The organism is Ruegeria sp. CDSA221 (genome assembly GCF_059611825.1).
The window spans coordinates 1-15703 of the sequence record NZ_JBXWPK010000024.1 but is presented as its reverse complement, the minus strand read 5'-3'; the positions used below and the strand labels follow the sequence as shown (position 1 = coordinate 15703).

Sequence of the window (15703 nt, the reverse complement as noted above, 5' to 3'; positions counted from 1 at the left end):
GAAATGTTTCCCATATACGAGCTATGCCTGATACCCTATCCGACCGCCTTGCAAACCACCTGAATCATCTTCGCCAAACGCGGAGATGGTCGCTGGATCAGTTGGCGGAACACAGCGGTGTCAGCCGAGCCACCCTGTCGCGTATGGAAAAGGGGGATGTCAGCCCCACCGCGGAAACTCTGGGCCGGTTATGTGCCGCCTATGGGCTGCCGATGTCGCGTCTATTGATGATGGTCGAGGACAGTTTCGCCCCCCGCGTTCCCTTCGAAAATCAACCCGAATGGCGCGACCCCGAAACCGGCTTTACCCGCCGATCCGTCTCCCCTCCGGCCGCGGGTCTTGGCGGAGAGGTCATGGAAGGCCATCTGCCCCCAGGCGTTGTGATCACCTATGACACGCCGCCAAAACACGGGCAGGAGCATCACCTGATCATGCTGGACGGTGGCCTGACCCTGACCGTGGATGGAACCGCGCATCATCTGACCAGCGGGGATTGCCTGCGCTATCACCTGTCTGGCCCGACACGTTTCGAAACCCACGCCGAGCGCGGTGCGCGGTATTTGATGGTGCTGATATGATATCGCGACTGACAGCCAGTGACCTGAACAACGCCCTGGATGACCTGACAGAGATACTGCACGCCTGCGTGCATGGCGGGGCGAGTATCGGGTTCATTCAGCCATTTCCGTCGGACGACGCGCAGCGCTATTGGCAGTCCCATGTCTGGCCAAACATCCAGACCGGCGCGGCCGAGATATTCGTCTATCGTGATGGCGAACGGATTGTCGGCACCGCACAGCTGGTGCCTGCCGCGATGCCCAACCAAGCGCATCGCGCCGACGTGTCCAAGCTGCTTGTTCATCCCCGCGCGCGACGGCGGGGCATTGGGCGGGCGCTTATGGCGACGGTTGAGGCGCGGGCACGCGAACTGGGGCGGTCCCTTTTGGTGCTGGACACGCGCAGCACGGACCCGTCGCTCCTCCTCTATCAAAGCCTTGGGTTTGAAATTGCCGGAGAAATTCCGAACTACTGCCGCAACCCGGAAAATGATCAGCTGGAACCAACTACTTTTATGTTCAAAACCCTGACCTGAGGGGCGCTCAGTCCACGGCGCTTACGGCTGTGTAAAGCCGCCGAAACCGTCCCAGCCGTTCAGATAACGCATGCATTTCTGCAGGCTCGAACCTGTCGGTGGTCGCCGGTTGCTCGGCCAGATCGGCAATGGTCAGAGCGCCGTCAGCACAGGCTGCCAGCCGGGCGGCACCATAGGCCGGGCCGGATTCCGCCCCCGCTGAACGCACGATGGGCTTTTCGGTCACAGCGGCGATCAGACCCAGCAGCAGGTCGGATTGGCTGCCCCCGCCTATGGCGGCAAGCTCGGGCAAATTGTCTATCGTGTCGCCGAAGCTCTGCGCCGCATCAGCGAAACAAAAGGCGATTGCCTCGACCACCGAACGGCAGATCTCGGCACGTGTGGTGGCATCCTCGAGGCCAAAGAATCCGGCACGGATATGCGGGTCCCCAAGGGGGCTGCGCTCACCTGTCAGATAGGGCAGGAAAATGGGCACGCGATCACCGCTGACGGTTTCAGCAAGCCCGACAACCTCGGCAGCCGAAAGCCCCAGCTGATCACCAATCCACGAAATGGGCCTTGCCCCGTTCAGCATCGCCGCCATTTGATACCAGCGGTCGGGCAATGTATGCGCAAACGCATGGACATAGCGTTCGGGGTTGGGCTTGTATTTACGATCCGCAACAAACAACTGACCGGATGTCCCCAACGAGATAAACCCACGTCCAGGTTCAGTTGCGCCCAATGACACCGCACCGGTTGCCGCATCCCCTCCCCCGGCCACGACAGGCACGCCGGAGTTCAATCCGGTCTCAGCTGCAGCCCGAACTGTTACCGTGCCAACGACATTGTGGCCGTCGAACATCTGCGGCAGCCAGTCAACAGCGACATCCGTGGCTACCGCCATTCCGGTATGCCAGCGGCGTGAAGCCTGATCGAGCCACATTGTTCCTGCGGCATCGGAAGTATCGGTTGCCAGCTCTCCATGCAGACGCAGGCCGACATAATCCTTGGGCAGCAGGATATGGGAGAGTCGGGCATAATTGTGCGGTTCATGCCGTTTCAGCCAGGCAATCTTGGGCGCCGTAAAGCCGGGCAAGGGCAGGACGCCTACGATGTGACCAACCTGCGGCTGTGCCGCGCGAATGTCGTCGCATTCGCGGACCGCGCGGCTGTCATTCCACAGAATCGCCGGACGGATGGGGCATTGGTCGCGGTCCAACAGCACGGCCCCGTGCATCTGCCCCGACAATCCGACTGCTTTCACATCCGACAGGGAGATTTCGCCAGCAAGCAGGCCCAACGCATCGCGCGTCGCCTGCCACCAAATCTCCGGGTTCTGCTCGGACCAGCCGGGCTGTGGCGACGACGTCCCGATGCCGACTGACGAGGTCGCAAGAATTCGGCCGGCATCCGCGCAGAGGAGTTTGACCGCTGACGTTCCGATGTCGATCCCAAGATACATTCACACCCCTTGCCTTGCATAATTCCGATATCACCGGCCAGGCTATTGATTTTTTTTGCGCGCGCAAAGAATATGTAAAATTATGATAAGATCAAGGTGGACGAACAGACTGGCATGACGAAGATCAGGAACATGGAAGAGTTTGCGGCCCTCAGCGGCATCTCTCGGCCTACCGTATCGAAGTATTTTCAGGATCCGGACAGCGTTCGACCCACAACACGGCTCCGCATCGAAGAGGCGCTTGAGCGCTTCGACTATCGCCCCAACATCTATGCGGTGAACCAGAACCGAAAGCTGACCAAGAATATCGGCATCGTGGTTCCCTATCTTGCCGATCCGTTCTTTGCCGAAATCGCGCGCTATCTGGAACAAAGCTGTATTGCTGCGGGGTATCGCCCGTCGCTGTTCAGCTCGCATGGTGATCCCAAGCTGGAAATCGAAATTCTCGACGGGTTGAAATCCATGAAGCCTGCTGGAGTGCTGCTGGCGCCCTTGGGGCGCACCTCGGATCGGTCAGCGATCGAGAAGTTTTGCGCCAATGTGCCGACCGTCCTGTTTGACAGTAATCTCGAAGGCCTGGGCGCGGCCTTTATCGGGTCGGACAATTTCAGTTTCGTCTCACAAACCGTCGAATACATGACCCGCACCGGCGAACCGCCGTCATTTTTTGAGATGCGAACGCCAGCGAACCCCAATGCTAATAAGCGGCGCCACGCCTATATTGAAGTGATGGAACAGCTCGGCTTTGAACCACATGTCATTAGTATCGACGGCCAGGGTTGGGCATTTGAAGAGATTGGCAAACATGGAGCCGCCGGAGTTCTGGAGCGGCAAGAGCTGAAAACGGATTCGGTTTTATGCAGCAACGACCGCCTGGCAATCGGGTTTCTTTCGGCATGTTACGAACAAGGGATTCGGGTCGGTCGCAAGAAAGACTGCGCGTTGCGGGTCGCTTCAAACGATGACCATCCCTTCTCAAGGTTTACCTGCCCGTCTTTGACAACGGCCGCCCATGACTACGACAATGTAGCGGGGCGCAGCGTCGAAACTCTCTTTGAACTCATTGAAAATGGAGGGAAATTTAACGAGAGGACGGAAACACTGTTTCCTGCACGACTTGTTTTGAGAGACTCCGCATGATCAAAAATTAACGCGCGTAAAGTTTTTATTGACGCCGCGACAATTTTCCCCTTACCCTGTCCAAACAACATCCAAGCTCAGGGAGGACAAGGATGTATCTCAAGAACGCACTTCGTGCGGCGACAGCAATGACTTTCGTCGCCACGGCAGCAGCCCAAGCGGATACCTTAACAATAGCGACCGTGAACAACGGCGACATGATCCGGATGCAGGGCTATACCGATAAATTCACCGAAGCGACCGGCATCGATGTCGAGTGGGTTACGTTGGAAGAAAACGTGCTGCGCCAGCGCGTGACAACGGATATCACGACCAAAGGTGGCCAATTCGACATCATGACCATCGGCATGTACGAGACGCCGATCTGGGGCGCGAACGGCTGGCTGGTACCCCTGGACGGGCTGTCGGATGAATACGACGTAGGTGACATCCTGCCCGCCATGTCAGGCGGCCTTAGCCATGATGGAACGCTCTACGCGGCTCCGTTCTACGGCGAAAGCTCGATGATCATGTATCGCACTGACCTGATGGAAAAAGCGGGTATGGAAATGCCGGACGCTCCGACTTGGGAGTTCATCCGCGAAGCCGCTGCTGCGATGACCGATCGCGACGCTGATATCAACGGTATTTGCCTGCGCGGCAAGGCCGGTTGGGGCGAAGGCGGTGCTTTCATCACAGCGATGTCCAATTCCTTTGGTGCGCGCTGGTTTGATGAAGATTGGAAGCCGCAGTTCGATCAGCCTGAATGGGCTGACACGTTGAACTTCTACGTGGGTATGATGAACGAGTCCGGCCCCGCAGGTTACGCCACTAACGGATTTAACGAAAACCTGTCGTTGTTCCAGCAGGGCAAATGCGGCATGTGGATCGACGCAACGGTCGCGGCTTCTTTCGTGACCAACCCGACAGACTCGACAGTCGCGGATAGCGTTGGCTTTGCACTTGCACCCGACACTGGGCTTGGCAAGCGCTCGAATTGGTTGTGGGCGTGGGCTCTGGCAATTCCAGCTGGTACGGAACAGGCAGACTCGGCCAAACAGTTCATCGAGTGGGCGACATCCAAAGACTACATCGAACTCGTAGCCGAAAACGAAGGCTGGGCCAACGTGCCTCCGGGCGCACGTACGTCGCTGTACGAAAATCCGGATTATCAGGCGGTTCCGTTCGCCAAGATGACATTGGACTCGATCCTGTCGGCTGATCCGAACAATCCGACTGTAAAGCCAGTGCCTTACGTTGGTATTCAGTTTGCAGCGATCCCGGAATTCGCAGGTATCGCCACGCAGGTGAGCCAGGAGTTCTCGGCAGTTTATGCCGGGCAGCAGACAGTAGAAGAAGCTCTTGCCAAAGCGCAAGCCTTCACTGCCGAAGAAATGGAAGCCGCAGGCTACTAAGGCCTCCTTCCCAGCGGGCGGACAGAGGTCTGTCCCCCGCTTCACCCTTCCACAACTCGCGTTTTTCTCGCAGGCTGAGCTATGCCTGAACAGAGAGGTTTTGCGTCATGGCTACTCAACATTCCCGATCAGTTGCACGCCTGATGATGGCACCTGCAGTGATCCTGCTTCTTGGCTGGATGCTCGTGCCTCTGACGATGACGCTGTATTTTTCCTTCAAGAAATACCTGCCCCTGCGCGGCGGTGATCTGGGATGGGTCGGCTTGGACAACTACGTCCGTTTCGTCTCCTCCAGTTCCTTCTGGCCCGCGGTTCAGGCCACGCTGATGATCGTCGGCGGTGTGCTTGCCATCACGGTTGTTCTGGGCATCCTTCTGGCAATGCTGCTGGATCAGCCGATGTGGGGCCAAGGCGTTGTCCGCATCCTAGTGATCGCACCGTTCTTTGTGATGCCGACCGTTTCCGCATTGGTCTGGAAGAACATGTTCATGGACCCGGTCAACGGGTTGCTGGCCCATCTGTGGCGCTTTTTCGGGGCTGAGCCAGTTTCCTGGCTATCCGAGGCGTCGATGACGTCAATCATCATGATCGTATCGTGGCAATGGCTGCCATTTGCGACGCTGATCCTGCTGACCGCGATCCAGTCGCTGGACAGTGAACAGTTGGAAGCCGCGGAAATGGACGGCGCGCCACCGCTCAAGCGCTTTTACCATATCATCCTGCCGCATCTAAGCCGCGCGATTACCATCGTGATCCTGATCCAGACGATTTTCCTGTTGTCGATCTTCGCCGAAATCTTCGTGACCACCGGCGGCGCCTTCGGCACCCGTACACTCACCTACCTGATCTTCCAGCGCGTGCTAGAGGGCCAGAACGTCGGCCTTGGATCAGCCGGAGGTGTCTATGCAATCATCCTTGCCAATATCGTTGCGATCTTCCTGATGCGCATCGTCGGCAAGAACCTGGACGCGTGAGGAGGTAACGATATGAGCCGCTCAGTTACACCCCGTCGCAAGTCGCTTAACACCGCCCTGGCATGGGCCGTTGGTCTGCTGATCTTTTTCCCGATCCTCTGGACCATCCTGACCAGCTTCAAGACCGAAGCACAGGCCATCGCCAGCCCGCCGCTGTTTCTGAACTTTGACTGGACGCTGGAAAACTATGCCATCGTTCAGGAACGCTCGGACTATATGCGGTTCCTGTGGAATTCGGTCATCATCGCGGGTGGTTCGACCATATTGGGCGTGATCATCGCGGTGCCCGCCGCCTGGGCGATGGCCTTTGTGCCATCAAAACGCACCAAGGACATCCTGCTGTGGATGTTGTCCACCAAGATGCTGCCTGCGGTCGGTGTTCTATACCCGATCTACCTGCTGTTCATCCGGCTTGGGCTTTTGGACAGTCGCGCAGGTCTGGTTGTGGTTCTGATGCTGATCAACCTGCCGATCATTGTCTGGATGCTCTACACCTATTTCCGCGAAATCCCCGGCGAGATCCTGGAAGCCGCCCGCATGGACGGGGCAACGCTGAAAGAGGAAATCCTCTATGTGCTGACGCCGATGGCGGTGCCCGGTATCGCCTCGACCATCCTGTTGAACTTTATCCTCGCCTGGAACGAGGCGTTCTGGACCCTCAACCTAACCGCGGTTGACGCGGCACCGCTGACGGCCTTCATCGCCAGCTACTCCAGCCCCGAGGGCCTGTTCTTTGCCAAACTCAGCGCGGCATCGACCATGGCAATCGCACCAATCCTGATCCTTGGCTGGTTCAGCCAGAAACAACTTGTCCGCGGCCTGACCTTCGGCGCCGTGAAATAAGGAAAACTCCGCATGGGACGCATTCAACTCAAATCCGTGACCAAGAAATTTGGCGACGTTGAAGTCATTCCGCCGCTGGACCTGACCATTCAAGATGGCGAGTTCACTGTCTTCGTCGGCCCCTCGGGCTGTGGTAAATCCACCTTGTTGCGGCTGATTGCCGGGCTGGAGGATATCACCTCGGGCAATATCGACATTGACGGGGCGGATGCCACCGATGTCCCGCCCGCAAAGCGCGGTCTGGCCATGGTGTTCCAATCCTACGCGCTCTACCCGCATATGACGGTGCGCAAGAACATCGCCTTTCCGCTGCGCATGGCCAAACTGGATCAGGCCGAGATTGACCGCCGCGTAGAAGGCGCTGCTGATGTCCTGAACCTGACCGATTACCTGGATCGCCGACCGGGCCAACTGTCCGGGGGTCAACGCCAGCGCGTTGCCATTGGCCGCGCCATCGTACGTGAGCCTGCGGCGTTTCTGTTTGACGAGCCACTCTCGAACCTCGACGCCGCCTTGCGCGTTGGAATGCGGCTTGAAATCAGCGAGCTGCACAAGCGCCTTGCAACCACGATGATCTATGTGACCCACGACCAGGTCGAGGCGATGACGATGGCCGACAAGATCGTCGTGCTGCAGGCCGGTGTGATCGAACAGGTGGGCAGCCCGCTCGAGCTGTATAAGACTCCGCGAAACCTGTTTGTCGCGGGCTTTATCGGCTCACCCAAAATGAACTTCATTTCGGGCGAAGAGGCCGCGAAACATGACGCCCATACGATCGGGGTGCGCCCTGAACATCTGGAGGTATCCGATAATTCCGGCACCTGGTCCGGGGTGGTTGGGGTTTCCGAACATCTGGGCTCGGACACGTTCTTCCACATTCACGAAACCGGCCTTGCGGACACGATCACCGTACGAGCGGGGGGTGAAGTTGGCTTCAACCACGGCGACCGCATCTATCTGACGCCACGCGCGGATGTGATCCATCGGTTTGACGCAAAGGGCCTGCGGATCGAATGACACGTCTGGTCGGTAAAACCGCCCTGATTACCGGGGCCGCGCGTGGCATCGGACTGGCCTTTGCCAAAGCCTATGTTGCCGAAGGGGCCCGTGTCGCGCTGGCCGACATTGACGGCGCGCGCGTGCAAGCAGCGGCCGCCGAAATCGGTGAGGCCGCTTTGGCTATCGAGACGGATGTGACCAACCAGCAGAGCATCGATGCCGCGGTGGCAAAGACGGCTTCGCATTTCGGTCCCATCGACATTCTGATCAATAACGCCGCCATCTTTACTGCAGCACCAATCGTTGAAATCGAGCGTGCCGACTACAACCGAGTTTTCGACATCAACGTCTCAGGCGCCTTGTTCACGATGCAGGCCGTCGCGCGCCATATGGTCAAACACGGGACCAAAGGCCGGATCATCAACATGGCATCGCAAGCCGGACGACGGGGCGAGCCTCTGGTCGCCGTCTATTGCGCAAGCAAAGCCGCTATCATTTCGCTTACCCAATCTGCGGGGCTGAACCTGATCCAACATGGAATCAACGTGAATGCCATCGCTCCGGGTGTTGTCGATGGCGAACACTGGGATGGTGTGGACGCCTTTTTTGCAAAGCATGAGGGCAAAGAGCCCGGGCAGAAGAAACGCGAAGTAGCCGCAGCGGTGCCGCTCGGACGGATGGGCCGTGCCGAGGACCTGACCGGAATGGCCGTGTTTCTGGCCTCAGACGAGGCGCAGTATATCGTCGCGCAAACCTATAATGTCGACGGCGGGAACTGGATGAGCTGATGGATCCTCTGGCAAACGCAAATCCCCCGGTGCGGCTGCGGCGCGACAGCTTTGCAGACTTGCCTGCGACTGTCAGGACACCGAATTACCTGCCCACAGACCTGAAACCCGGCATCGTCCATATCGGGCTGGGCAATTTTCACCGCGCGCATCAGGCCTGGTATATCCACCAGTTGATGCAACAGGGCCAAGCACTGGACTGGGCGATCATTGGGGCCGGTGTCCGCAGCTATGATGCCGAAATGCGAGAGAGGTTGCTGGCGCAGGACTTTCTTACAACACTGATCGAGCTGGACCCAAAGGGAATATCCGCCGAAATTGTCGGAGCCATGATCGACTACCTGCCAATCGAAGAGGGCAATGCGACGCTGATCCGGCAGATGGCCGATCCGTCCATCCGGATTGTGTCGCTTACAGTGACCGAGGGCGGCTATTTTCTGGACGCCAATACCGGCGCGTTCAACGCCGATCACGAAGACATTCGATACGATGCCGCCCATCCAGACCAGCCGCGAACCGCGTTTGGCGCCATTGTTGCAGCTCTTCGACAGCGCAAGAAGGAGGGTTTGAAACCCTTTACCACGCTCAGCTGCGACAACCTTCAGGGCAACGGGGTGATCCTGCGAAACTGCATTGTTGGTTTGGCGCGTATGTCTGACCCGAATCTAGCCACATGGATCGACCGATATGGCGCATTTCCCAATTCGATGGTGGATTGCATTGTACCCGCTACGACAGAGCAGGTTGTTTCGCAATGCCACGGACTTGGAATCGATGACCGCGTACCTGTCTCACATGAAAACTTTCGCCAATGGGTGATCGAGGACAATTTTTGCGCAGGGCGTCCGCCGCTCGAACAAGTCGGTGCCACACTGACCCACGATGTTCATAGCTATGAGACGATGAAACTGCGTATTTTGAACGGCGGTCATCAGCTGCTTGCGAATGTCGGAGAAATCCTGAACGTCCCGACGATTTCACGATGCATGCAGGACTCTGATATCCTGGCGTTTTTCGCTAAAGTTCAGGCAGAAGAAATCCTCCCGCATGTCGCTGCTGTCCCCGGCGCTAAACCAAGTGAATATCTTGATCTGGTCGAAAAGCGATTTGCAAACACCGCCATCCATGACACCACGCGCCGTGTCGCGTTTGACGGATCCTCACGGCATCCCGGGTTCTTGCTGCCTTCGCTGCGTGACGCAGTTGCCTCGGGCCCTGCCCCCAGCGGGCTGGCCCTGGCCGAGGCATTCTGGTGCCGGATGTGTGCAGGCAGGCGCGAGGATGGGTCTGAAATTGCGCCAAACGACCCCCATTGGGCCGCTCTTCAGCACATCGCGCTGGCGTCCAGAGATGACCCGAAACTGTGGATCGAGCAGGATCAGTATTACGGCGAGATTGGCCGAGATACCCGCTTTGGTCAGGCCTTTTCTTTTTGGCTGACCAAGATCTGGAGACATGGCAGCCGCGCTGCGATAGCAGACTACGTCGTGCAGACCTCCGCGTCAGAGTAACCGGTCAAAACACATGGAGATCAGTCGCGGGCCAAGACCGCGCAGTTCCGTGACGTATCACGTGCAAACGCGGCGCAGGGGTTCTGACACTGCAAATTGGCGCGCACCCATAAAAATTGTAGGTGTTCTCATAATGCGGCATCGCCGCCATCGATTTTACTCACAAAAATTGAAGACTTTTGCGCACAAGTTTGCACGATTTGCCCATAACATTGCGCGGTTCGAGAAACGCGCTCAATTGATCGTAGTCACCACACATCTTCTTCAACTAAAACCGGGCGTTTCTCAATCAAGAGTAAATTCTTATTGGAAATATTCGACCCTGATCATAGGGAAGCAGTTCTTTCGAGGGCTTTTGATAGATCCTCGCTTCAAGAATGGATATCTCCGTAATTGCCAAGTGAGCGCGTCCAAACCGACGCGCTCACTTTGCTTGGTATTGCTTGTCACTACGGAGTTAAGAGCGATGTATCACTCTGCAGCAACAGCTTCCTCTTCCAGTGCCGGGTAGTCGGTGTACCCTTTTTCATTGCCGCCGTAGAGCGTGGTTGGATCGAGCTCATTCAGAGCGGCGCCTTTCTCCAACCGGTTGACAAGATCAGGATTGGAAATAAACGGCCGACCAAAGGCCACCAGATCGACGGCTCCGGTTTCAACCGCTTCAATCGCCATGTCTCGGTCATAAGCGTTGTTGCCCATTTTCGCACCGTCAAACAGATCATAGAGCATCTTCAGATCGCCACCTTTCGGAATATCGCGGGGGCCGCCGGTCTGTCCCTCCACAAGATGGAGATAGGCCAGCCCATAGCCATTCAGCAATTTGACCGCATGAGTGAATGTCGCCTGCGGGTCGCTGTCGGAGATGTTGTTGGCGTCCGAGAACGGGCTTAGGCGGACACCAACACGGTCGGCGCCCCACACGTCAACAACTGCGTCCATGACCTCTTTCAGAAACCGTGCTCTGTTCTCGACAGGACCGCCGTATTCGTCTTCACGCTTGTTGGACTCGTCCCTCAGGAACTGATCGATAAGGTATCCGTTGGCTGCATGGACCTCGACACCGTCGAAACCGGCCTCCTTGGCGTTTTCCGCGGCCCTCCGGTAGTCAGCAACGATGCCAGCAATTTCTTCGACGGCCAGAGCCCGCGGCTCAGATGTTTCGACGAACTGCTCACCATCAAAGGTCTTGGCCTTAGCGCCGATCGCAGATGGCGCAACAGGGGCACCACCATCCGGCTGTAAGCTGGTATGCGAAATCCGGCCCACATGCCAAAGCTGGATCACGATCTTGCCGCCCTCAGCATGGACGGCCTCAGTCACTTTTCTCCAGCCGTCGATCTGTGCTTCGGAATAAATGCCAGGTGTCCAGGCATAGCCTTTGCCTTGGGGCGAGATTTGCGAAGCTTCCGTGATGATCAATCCAGCACCCGCCCGTTGCACGTAGTACTTGGTCTGCAATTCATGGACGCTGTCATCTTCGGCTCTTGCCCGGTTGCGGGTCAGTGGCGCCATGACAACGCGGTTTTTCAGCTCGATTGCACCAGCTTTGATGCCGGAGAACAGTTTTTCATCAGCCATTGCTGCTTCCTTCTTTGGTAAACTTCGTTCAGATATTATTGGACCAATTAGTCCAATATTAGGGTCACTGTCTCTTGATTGAGTTTGTGTTAGGTTTCATTTCCTTGTTGTAGCGGGAGGCCTTATGGCGAAATCACCAACCGGGCTTGTTTCAGGGTTTGCGAAATCTGCTCAGAGGGAATGCCCGCCTTGCGCAAGGCTAGCGTGCCAATTGCAAGGGAGGCAAAGGCGCGTGCCTTGTCGAGTACCTGTCCCGGATCCGAAGGCTCAAGCGCTCTTGCAATAATCTCGTCAATACTCTCCAAATGCTGTCGCCCGAGAGCCGCCACTTCATTGTCATGCGGGGCAAGTTCCGTTAGGCAATTGATCAGCATGCAGCCGTCACGACCGCCTTGCGGGTTCGCCAAAGCTTCCATTATCGCACCAACGGGGTCATTTCCGCCCGCATCTGCAACGTCACGCAGATTTTTCAAACCACGCCTTGAATAGTGCCTGAGGGCTTTGTGAAACAAAGTCTGCTTGTTGACGAACGTTCCATAGAAGCTGGACCGGCTCAAACCCATGGCCTTGGTCAGATCATCCACAGATGCGGTCTCGTAGCCCTTGTGCCAGAATACGCACAAGGCTTTTTCCAAAGCCTCAGCTTCGTCAAAGGCGCGAGGCCTACCCGGGCCTGCGGGTGATTTGATGTCGCCAACTGCGAGAGTTTCTTTGCTCATGAGCAAGATGTGGAATGATTGATCCAGAATTTCAAGGTGGCGGTAGGGAATTTTTGGAATGGTCAGTCCGTATTGTGACCAGAGAAAGGAATTTAGGTCCGTGGAAATGCAAAACCTCCCCGCCGTGTTTGGTGTCACGCTAATCTTAGGATCAGGACTGTTTGTCTTTTTGCGGGAGTGTCAGACGAAGAGGATCGTGATCGTAGAAAAGAAAGTTCACCCTCGGTACTCGTTTCCAACACTGGACAGAGTGACTGGCGGCTTTGTCCAATACGTAGATGTTGATCACTCACAAACCAGAGATTGGTTCGGTAGATCCATGGCCAATGCCCTCAACTTGTGAGGATTACTACCCCAATGAGTAACAAAGCCACGAATTCAGAACTGGTTTTATTAGCATCAGTACGGCGGGCCGTTGTAAGCAAACCAACAATAATTTCAGCGCGCTAGGTTAAAAAAACGAGGTTAGCTGAAGTTTAATTCGCCCAATGTGAACTTCTTAACTTTGGCTAGAACGATTTCTTGTCAGTATCGTTTCATGAGTTGTTAGTGAGTTCGGTGAGTAAGTAGATGTATTTGCATAGTTTCGAGGGACATTGTAGCGCAGTCAATGACATCCGGATGGATGATTTTGCGCTTGAGTATTCGTTGTTGGACGATGCCGGCGTGCACGCACAATGGCAAAATGGCTCCTGGCAGATCACGCGGATAGCCGATATCTGGACAAGAACCGGGAAGGTACTTTCTTTGCCTTACAAAGGGGCCAACGCCTATCCATCTTTCCAGTTTGCTGAGGATGGAACCCCGCTTCCTTTGATGGAAAAAGTGTTGAAAGCCCTGCCACGTGAAATGACGCCGTGGCAATGCGCATTCTGGTTAACCTCACCCAATTCAGAACTCCGAGGGGAAAGTCCGGCAAATCGCATTCAGACCGGCGATGACTGCATAGTCGATATCGCAGGCGAAGCTGGTGGTCTGATGGCAGCTTAGTGTTAGCTTCTGGTCACTCATACGTCGTACAGCATCTGGCAAATTCGTGTCTCCCTTGCTGTTTCCGCCTCCGGCAAGAATAGCGAGATCAGGGCACTCAACGCAGCACTCTTTAGCGTACTTAGCTGTGGAGCAGAACTTCACGGAACATACCGTTCCGGCTTCGGAGACTGAATACTCTCCAAATACTCAGCAATTTCGATAAGTCTGGAAGGAATACGCGCAACCAAACCGTTGCCCGTATCGAATTCGACAGCAGGGCCGTCATTCAATTCGGTGATTATCGGCATGTCATCGCGTGGTTCTTGTAATTTCAAATAACCGTCCAAGATCGACATGACCTCCAACATGGGCCACACGCCCCCCCGGCGTTCGGAAATCTTTGTTAAATCAGCAGGCTGTGTTTTCAAATCAGTGGCGTCAGGCCCATCTCCTGTCGCATCGACTCCGTGACACCTGGCGCAATGCTCGACAAAAAGGTCTTTCCCAAGGTCCGAAAACTCGTCGGCCGCAGATATCGTTGCAACCGAAGAAATGCCCATGCTTGCAGCGATCATAAAGTACCTCATAAGCTGGAGGTCCTTTGCTAAACGAGAGTTTCTACAACAAAATGAACCGACATCTTCCTCCGGTCAACGTCGGTCCTTTACCATATAACGTTCGCTATCCTGTGGCCCAAAACCGATTGATGGGGACAGGCAGCAGCGAGCTCAGAACAGCTTCACCATTTAACATTCGGTATTTAGCATGTGACGGTGCTCGGCTCTTTGACATAAATCATATGTCAACTCGCAGTTTGCCAGAATTGGGCTCGGCACGCCAATTCGGCCAGATTATTTTGAGTGACTGCTTACGCATAGCAGACCACGGCGCTTCACAATGCTGGGTCTGCAATAGTCACCTGGTCAAAAAAGGTGCAAATCCAGAACACCGACAAACTGTCAATTTCTGATCTAACGCCAAGATCACTAATCTACTGTTGGATACTTTCTAAGAAGAACAATAAACCCGCTAATTCCCGCGGAGTGGGCGTCAAGACACCCTCGATTTCAACCGGAACCAGGTCTTCCGCCATTTCCCCGCCAAACTCCGGCATAACCCGAGTAAGATGGCTGTTTTCCGGGTCGCCGTAGATGTAGCTAAGTGCGCGTGCTTGAGGGAAAGTGCCTCCGTTCTTCGCGCTCAATGTTGTCAAATCTGTTGGCGCAACAGAAAGACCGCTGCTTGCCGGGCCACCGCCTCTACCATCCACACCATGACAAGAAGTACAGTTTTCTGAGAAAAAGGCCGCTCCATCAGCGCGAGTGGGCATGACATCGGCGTCAGGATACAGGTCTGAACACGACGCCGTGGCCAGAGCAATAAATCCAGCCGATAATATAACCCACCTTTTAGCGTGCATGCTCTACCCCGGTTTTTAATCAAGCCTACGGTCTATTGTAGCGCATGGCAATGACCGCAACTGCGGTTTGAAAATCGATGAGGGCCAACTTTACGAAACTCTTACAAGGACTTGGGCATTGCCGCTCACCATGGGCGGTGAAAGCTATTTGTAGACCTTCTATGTCCTGTGGGCATTTCACTTTTGAGAATCTAAGCAAAGTATACGACAATCTGGATTGGGGGATCCAAACATGCTGGAAACCTCATCCCGAATAGTTTGGCTCGAAGCGATTGGGGCGATCCTGATGATCCTACTCAGATCCGGGCTGTACTTTGTATATGTTTTGCTGGGAAGTTGGGCACCAGTGGCGCTTGTGGCAGCTGTCAACGAGTCAATTTGGGAACACTTAAAGCTGGCTTTTTGGCCAGGATTTTTTTGGGCCTGCCTAATGCCGCTTCCACCCCAACTTACATGAAGGGACGTATTTAGTGCTAAGGGGTTTAGCCTCGCAATTACTGCTATTTCGATTGTGACAGTATTCACGGCATACACAGCGATACTTGAGCGCAACTTTTTGGTTTTTGATATTGGACTATTTGTTGCAGCAATTTGCATCGGCCAGATCGTGTCAATTCTGATGCTTGATTATGAAGGTCGAATTCGTGAACTCATCCATGTATTCGGCCTGGTTCTCCTTGGGGTTCAAGTCGTCGCCTATAGTACCTTAGGTCGTGTTGACAAAAGGGATTCACAGCGCCCGCTGATCGTGATTCAAGCCGGTATCTGCGATGGAGGCCAGCTTGGCACGAAATCTAATGCCGGACGAAGAGTGGGCGTTCTTTGTAC

The 15703-nt window shown here is 55.5% G+C and carries 17 protein-coding genes; 12 read left to right on the top strand and 5 right to left on the bottom strand.

Features of this window, described 5'->3' with window-relative positions:
- Positions 1-23 precede the first annotated feature (23 nt).
- Positions 24-578, top strand: a complete 555-nt coding sequence (locus AC2FJ5_RS20855; RefSeq protein ID WP_496794463.1) for a helix-turn-helix domain-containing protein — start codon at positions 24-26, stop codon at positions 576-578.
- Complete coding sequence (locus AC2FJ5_RS20850; RefSeq protein WP_496794462.1) at positions 575-1093, top strand: GNAT family N-acetyltransferase; 519 nt, start codon at positions 575-577, stop codon at positions 1091-1093. Before AC2FJ5_RS20855 ends, AC2FJ5_RS20850 begins: the two co-directional genes overlap by 4 nt.
- 7 nt (positions 1094-1100) lie before the next feature.
- Here AC2FJ5_RS20850 and xylB read toward each other — a convergent pair whose 3' ends face one another.
- The gene (xylB, locus tag AC2FJ5_RS20845; RefSeq protein WP_496794461.1) at positions 1101-2537 is read right to left on the bottom strand and encodes a xylulokinase; all 1437 of its coding nucleotides are present in this window, start codon (positions 2535-2537) and stop codon (positions 1101-1103) included.
- 114 nt (positions 2538-2651) lie between these two features.
- On the opposite strand from xylB, the gene AC2FJ5_RS20840 reads away from it, so the two are divergent.
- From AC2FJ5_RS20840 to AC2FJ5_RS20810, 7 genes are all read left to right on the top strand, one after another.
- On the top strand, positions 2652-3677 hold the full coding sequence (locus tag AC2FJ5_RS20840; protein ID WP_271951883.1) for a LacI family DNA-binding transcriptional regulator: 1026 nt from the start codon (positions 2652-2654) through the stop codon (positions 3675-3677).
- Between the two features lie 92 nt (positions 3678-3769).
- Positions 3770-5071 (top strand): ABC transporter substrate-binding protein, encoded by a 1302-nt coding sequence (locus tag AC2FJ5_RS20835; RefSeq protein WP_271951885.1) that lies wholly within the window; start codon positions 3770-3772, stop codon positions 5069-5071.
- A 107-nt stretch (positions 5072-5178) separates the two neighbouring features.
- On the top strand, positions 5179-6045 hold the full coding sequence (locus tag AC2FJ5_RS20830; protein WP_142639539.1) for a carbohydrate ABC transporter permease: 867 nt from the start codon (positions 5179-5181) through the stop codon (positions 6043-6045).
- A gap of 12 nt (positions 6046-6057) precedes the next feature.
- Positions 6058-6888, top strand: a complete 831-nt coding sequence (locus tag AC2FJ5_RS20825; RefSeq protein WP_142639541.1) for a carbohydrate ABC transporter permease — start codon at positions 6058-6060, stop codon at positions 6886-6888.
- A 12-nt stretch (positions 6889-6900) separates the two neighbouring features.
- The gene (locus AC2FJ5_RS20820; protein ID WP_496794460.1) at positions 6901-7905 is read left to right on the top strand and encodes an ABC transporter ATP-binding protein; all 1005 of its coding nucleotides are present in this window, start codon (positions 6901-6903) and stop codon (positions 7903-7905) included.
- The gene (locus AC2FJ5_RS20815) at positions 7902-8675 is read left to right on the top strand and encodes an L-iditol 2-dehydrogenase (RefSeq protein WP_496794459.1); all 774 of its coding nucleotides are present in this window, start codon (positions 7902-7904) and stop codon (positions 8673-8675) included. Before AC2FJ5_RS20820 ends, AC2FJ5_RS20815 begins: the two co-directional genes overlap by 4 nt.
- Positions 8675-10186: a mannitol dehydrogenase family protein gene (locus AC2FJ5_RS20810; protein ID WP_496794458.1), complete on the top strand. Its 1512-nt coding sequence runs from the start codon at positions 8675-8677 to the stop codon at positions 10184-10186. The genes AC2FJ5_RS20815 and AC2FJ5_RS20810 overlap by 1 nt, the downstream gene beginning before the upstream one ends.
- A 471-nt stretch (positions 10187-10657) precedes the next feature.
- Here the strand turns inward: AC2FJ5_RS20810 and AC2FJ5_RS20805 are convergent, their stop codons facing one another.
- Both AC2FJ5_RS20805 and AC2FJ5_RS20800 read right to left on the bottom strand, forming a co-directional pair.
- The gene (locus AC2FJ5_RS20805) at positions 10658-11764 is read right to left on the bottom strand and encodes an alkene reductase (protein ID WP_496693113.1); all 1107 of its coding nucleotides are present in this window, start codon (positions 11762-11764) and stop codon (positions 10658-10660) included.
- A gap of 122 nt (positions 11765-11886) precedes the next feature.
- Complete coding sequence (locus AC2FJ5_RS20800) at positions 11887-12483, bottom strand: TetR/AcrR family transcriptional regulator (protein WP_496693114.1); 597 nt, start codon at positions 12481-12483, stop codon at positions 11887-11889.
- A 621-nt stretch (positions 12484-13104) separates the two neighbouring features.
- Between AC2FJ5_RS20800 and AC2FJ5_RS20795 the strand changes: the two genes are divergently transcribed.
- Complete coding sequence (locus AC2FJ5_RS20795) at positions 13105-13473, top strand: hypothetical protein (protein ID WP_282022420.1); 369 nt, start codon at positions 13105-13107, stop codon at positions 13471-13473.
- Positions 13474-13613: 140 nt separating this feature from the next.
- Here the strand turns inward: AC2FJ5_RS20795 and AC2FJ5_RS20790 are convergent, their stop codons facing one another.
- Together AC2FJ5_RS20790 and AC2FJ5_RS20785 are read right to left on the bottom strand one after the other, a co-directional pair.
- Entirely contained in the window at positions 13614-14030 is a 417-nt protein-coding gene (locus AC2FJ5_RS20790) for a c-type cytochrome (protein ID WP_496693115.1), read from the bottom strand.
- A gap of 416 nt (positions 14031-14446) precedes the next feature.
- Entirely contained in the window at positions 14447-14785 is a 339-nt protein-coding gene (locus AC2FJ5_RS20785) for a c-type cytochrome (protein WP_496794472.1), read from the bottom strand.
- Positions 14786-15107: 322 nt separating this feature from the next.
- Here AC2FJ5_RS20785 and AC2FJ5_RS20780 point away from each other — a divergent pair, with 322 nt between their 5' ends.
- Together AC2FJ5_RS20780 and AC2FJ5_RS20775 are read left to right on the top strand one after the other, a co-directional pair.
- Positions 15108-15332 (top strand): DUF6512 family protein, encoded by a 225-nt coding sequence (locus tag AC2FJ5_RS20780; protein WP_496794457.1) that lies wholly within the window; start codon positions 15108-15110, stop codon positions 15330-15332.
- A gap of 54 nt (positions 15333-15386) precedes the next feature.
- A partial coding sequence (locus AC2FJ5_RS20775) for a hypothetical protein (RefSeq protein WP_496794456.1) occupies positions 15387-15703 on the top strand: 317 nt, incomplete at its 3' end.

Excerpts from the sequence above, each read along its gene's own strand:
- AC2FJ5_RS20795 (WP_282022420.1), top strand. The coding sequence starts at position 13,105 with ATGGATGATTTTGCGCTTGAGTATTCGTTGTTGGACGATGCCGGCGTG.
- AC2FJ5_RS20800 (WP_496693114.1), bottom strand. The coding sequence starts at position 12,483 with ATGAGCAAAGAAACTCTCGCAGTTGGCGACATCAAATCACCCGCAGGC.
- xylB (WP_496794461.1), bottom strand. The coding sequence starts at position 2,537 with ATGTATCTTGGGATCGACATCGGAACGTCAGCGGTCAAACTCCTCTGC.
- AC2FJ5_RS20815 (WP_496794459.1), top strand. The coding sequence starts at position 7,902 with ATGACACGTCTGGTCGGTAAAACCGCCCTGATTACCGGGGCCGCGCGT.
- AC2FJ5_RS20850 (WP_496794462.1), top strand. The coding sequence starts at position 575 with ATGATATCGCGACTGACAGCCAGTGACCTGAACAACGCCCTGGATGAC.
- AC2FJ5_RS20855 (WP_496794463.1), top strand. The coding sequence starts at position 24 with ATGCCTGATACCCTATCCGACCGCCTTGCAAACCACCTGAATCATCTT.
- AC2FJ5_RS20805 (WP_496693113.1), bottom strand. The coding sequence starts at position 11,764 with ATGGCTGATGAAAAACTGTTCTCCGGCATCAAAGCTGGTGCAATCGAG.
- AC2FJ5_RS20780 (WP_496794457.1), top strand. The coding sequence starts at position 15,108 with ATGCTGGAAACCTCATCCCGAATAGTTTGGCTCGAAGCGATTGGGGCG.
- AC2FJ5_RS20840 (WP_271951883.1), top strand. The coding sequence starts at position 2,652 with ATGACGAAGATCAGGAACATGGAAGAGTTTGCGGCCCTCAGCGGCATC.
- AC2FJ5_RS20790 (WP_496693115.1), bottom strand. The coding sequence starts at position 14,030 with ATGATCGCTGCAAGCATGGGCATTTCTTCGGTTGCAACGATATCTGCG.
- AC2FJ5_RS20830 (WP_142639539.1), top strand. The coding sequence starts at position 5,179 with ATGGCTACTCAACATTCCCGATCAGTTGCACGCCTGATGATGGCACCT.
- AC2FJ5_RS20785 (WP_496794472.1), bottom strand. The coding sequence starts at position 14,785 with ATGCCCACTCGCGCTGATGGAGCGGCCTTTTTCTCAGAAAACTGTACT.
- AC2FJ5_RS20810 (WP_496794458.1), top strand. The coding sequence starts at position 8,675 with ATGGATCCTCTGGCAAACGCAAATCCCCCGGTGCGGCTGCGGCGCGAC.
- AC2FJ5_RS20820 (WP_496794460.1), top strand. The coding sequence starts at position 6,901 with ATGGGACGCATTCAACTCAAATCCGTGACCAAGAAATTTGGCGACGTT.
- AC2FJ5_RS20825 (WP_142639541.1), top strand. The coding sequence starts at position 6,058 with ATGAGCCGCTCAGTTACACCCCGTCGCAAGTCGCTTAACACCGCCCTG.
- AC2FJ5_RS20835 (WP_271951885.1), top strand. The coding sequence starts at position 3,770 with ATGTATCTCAAGAACGCACTTCGTGCGGCGACAGCAATGACTTTCGTC.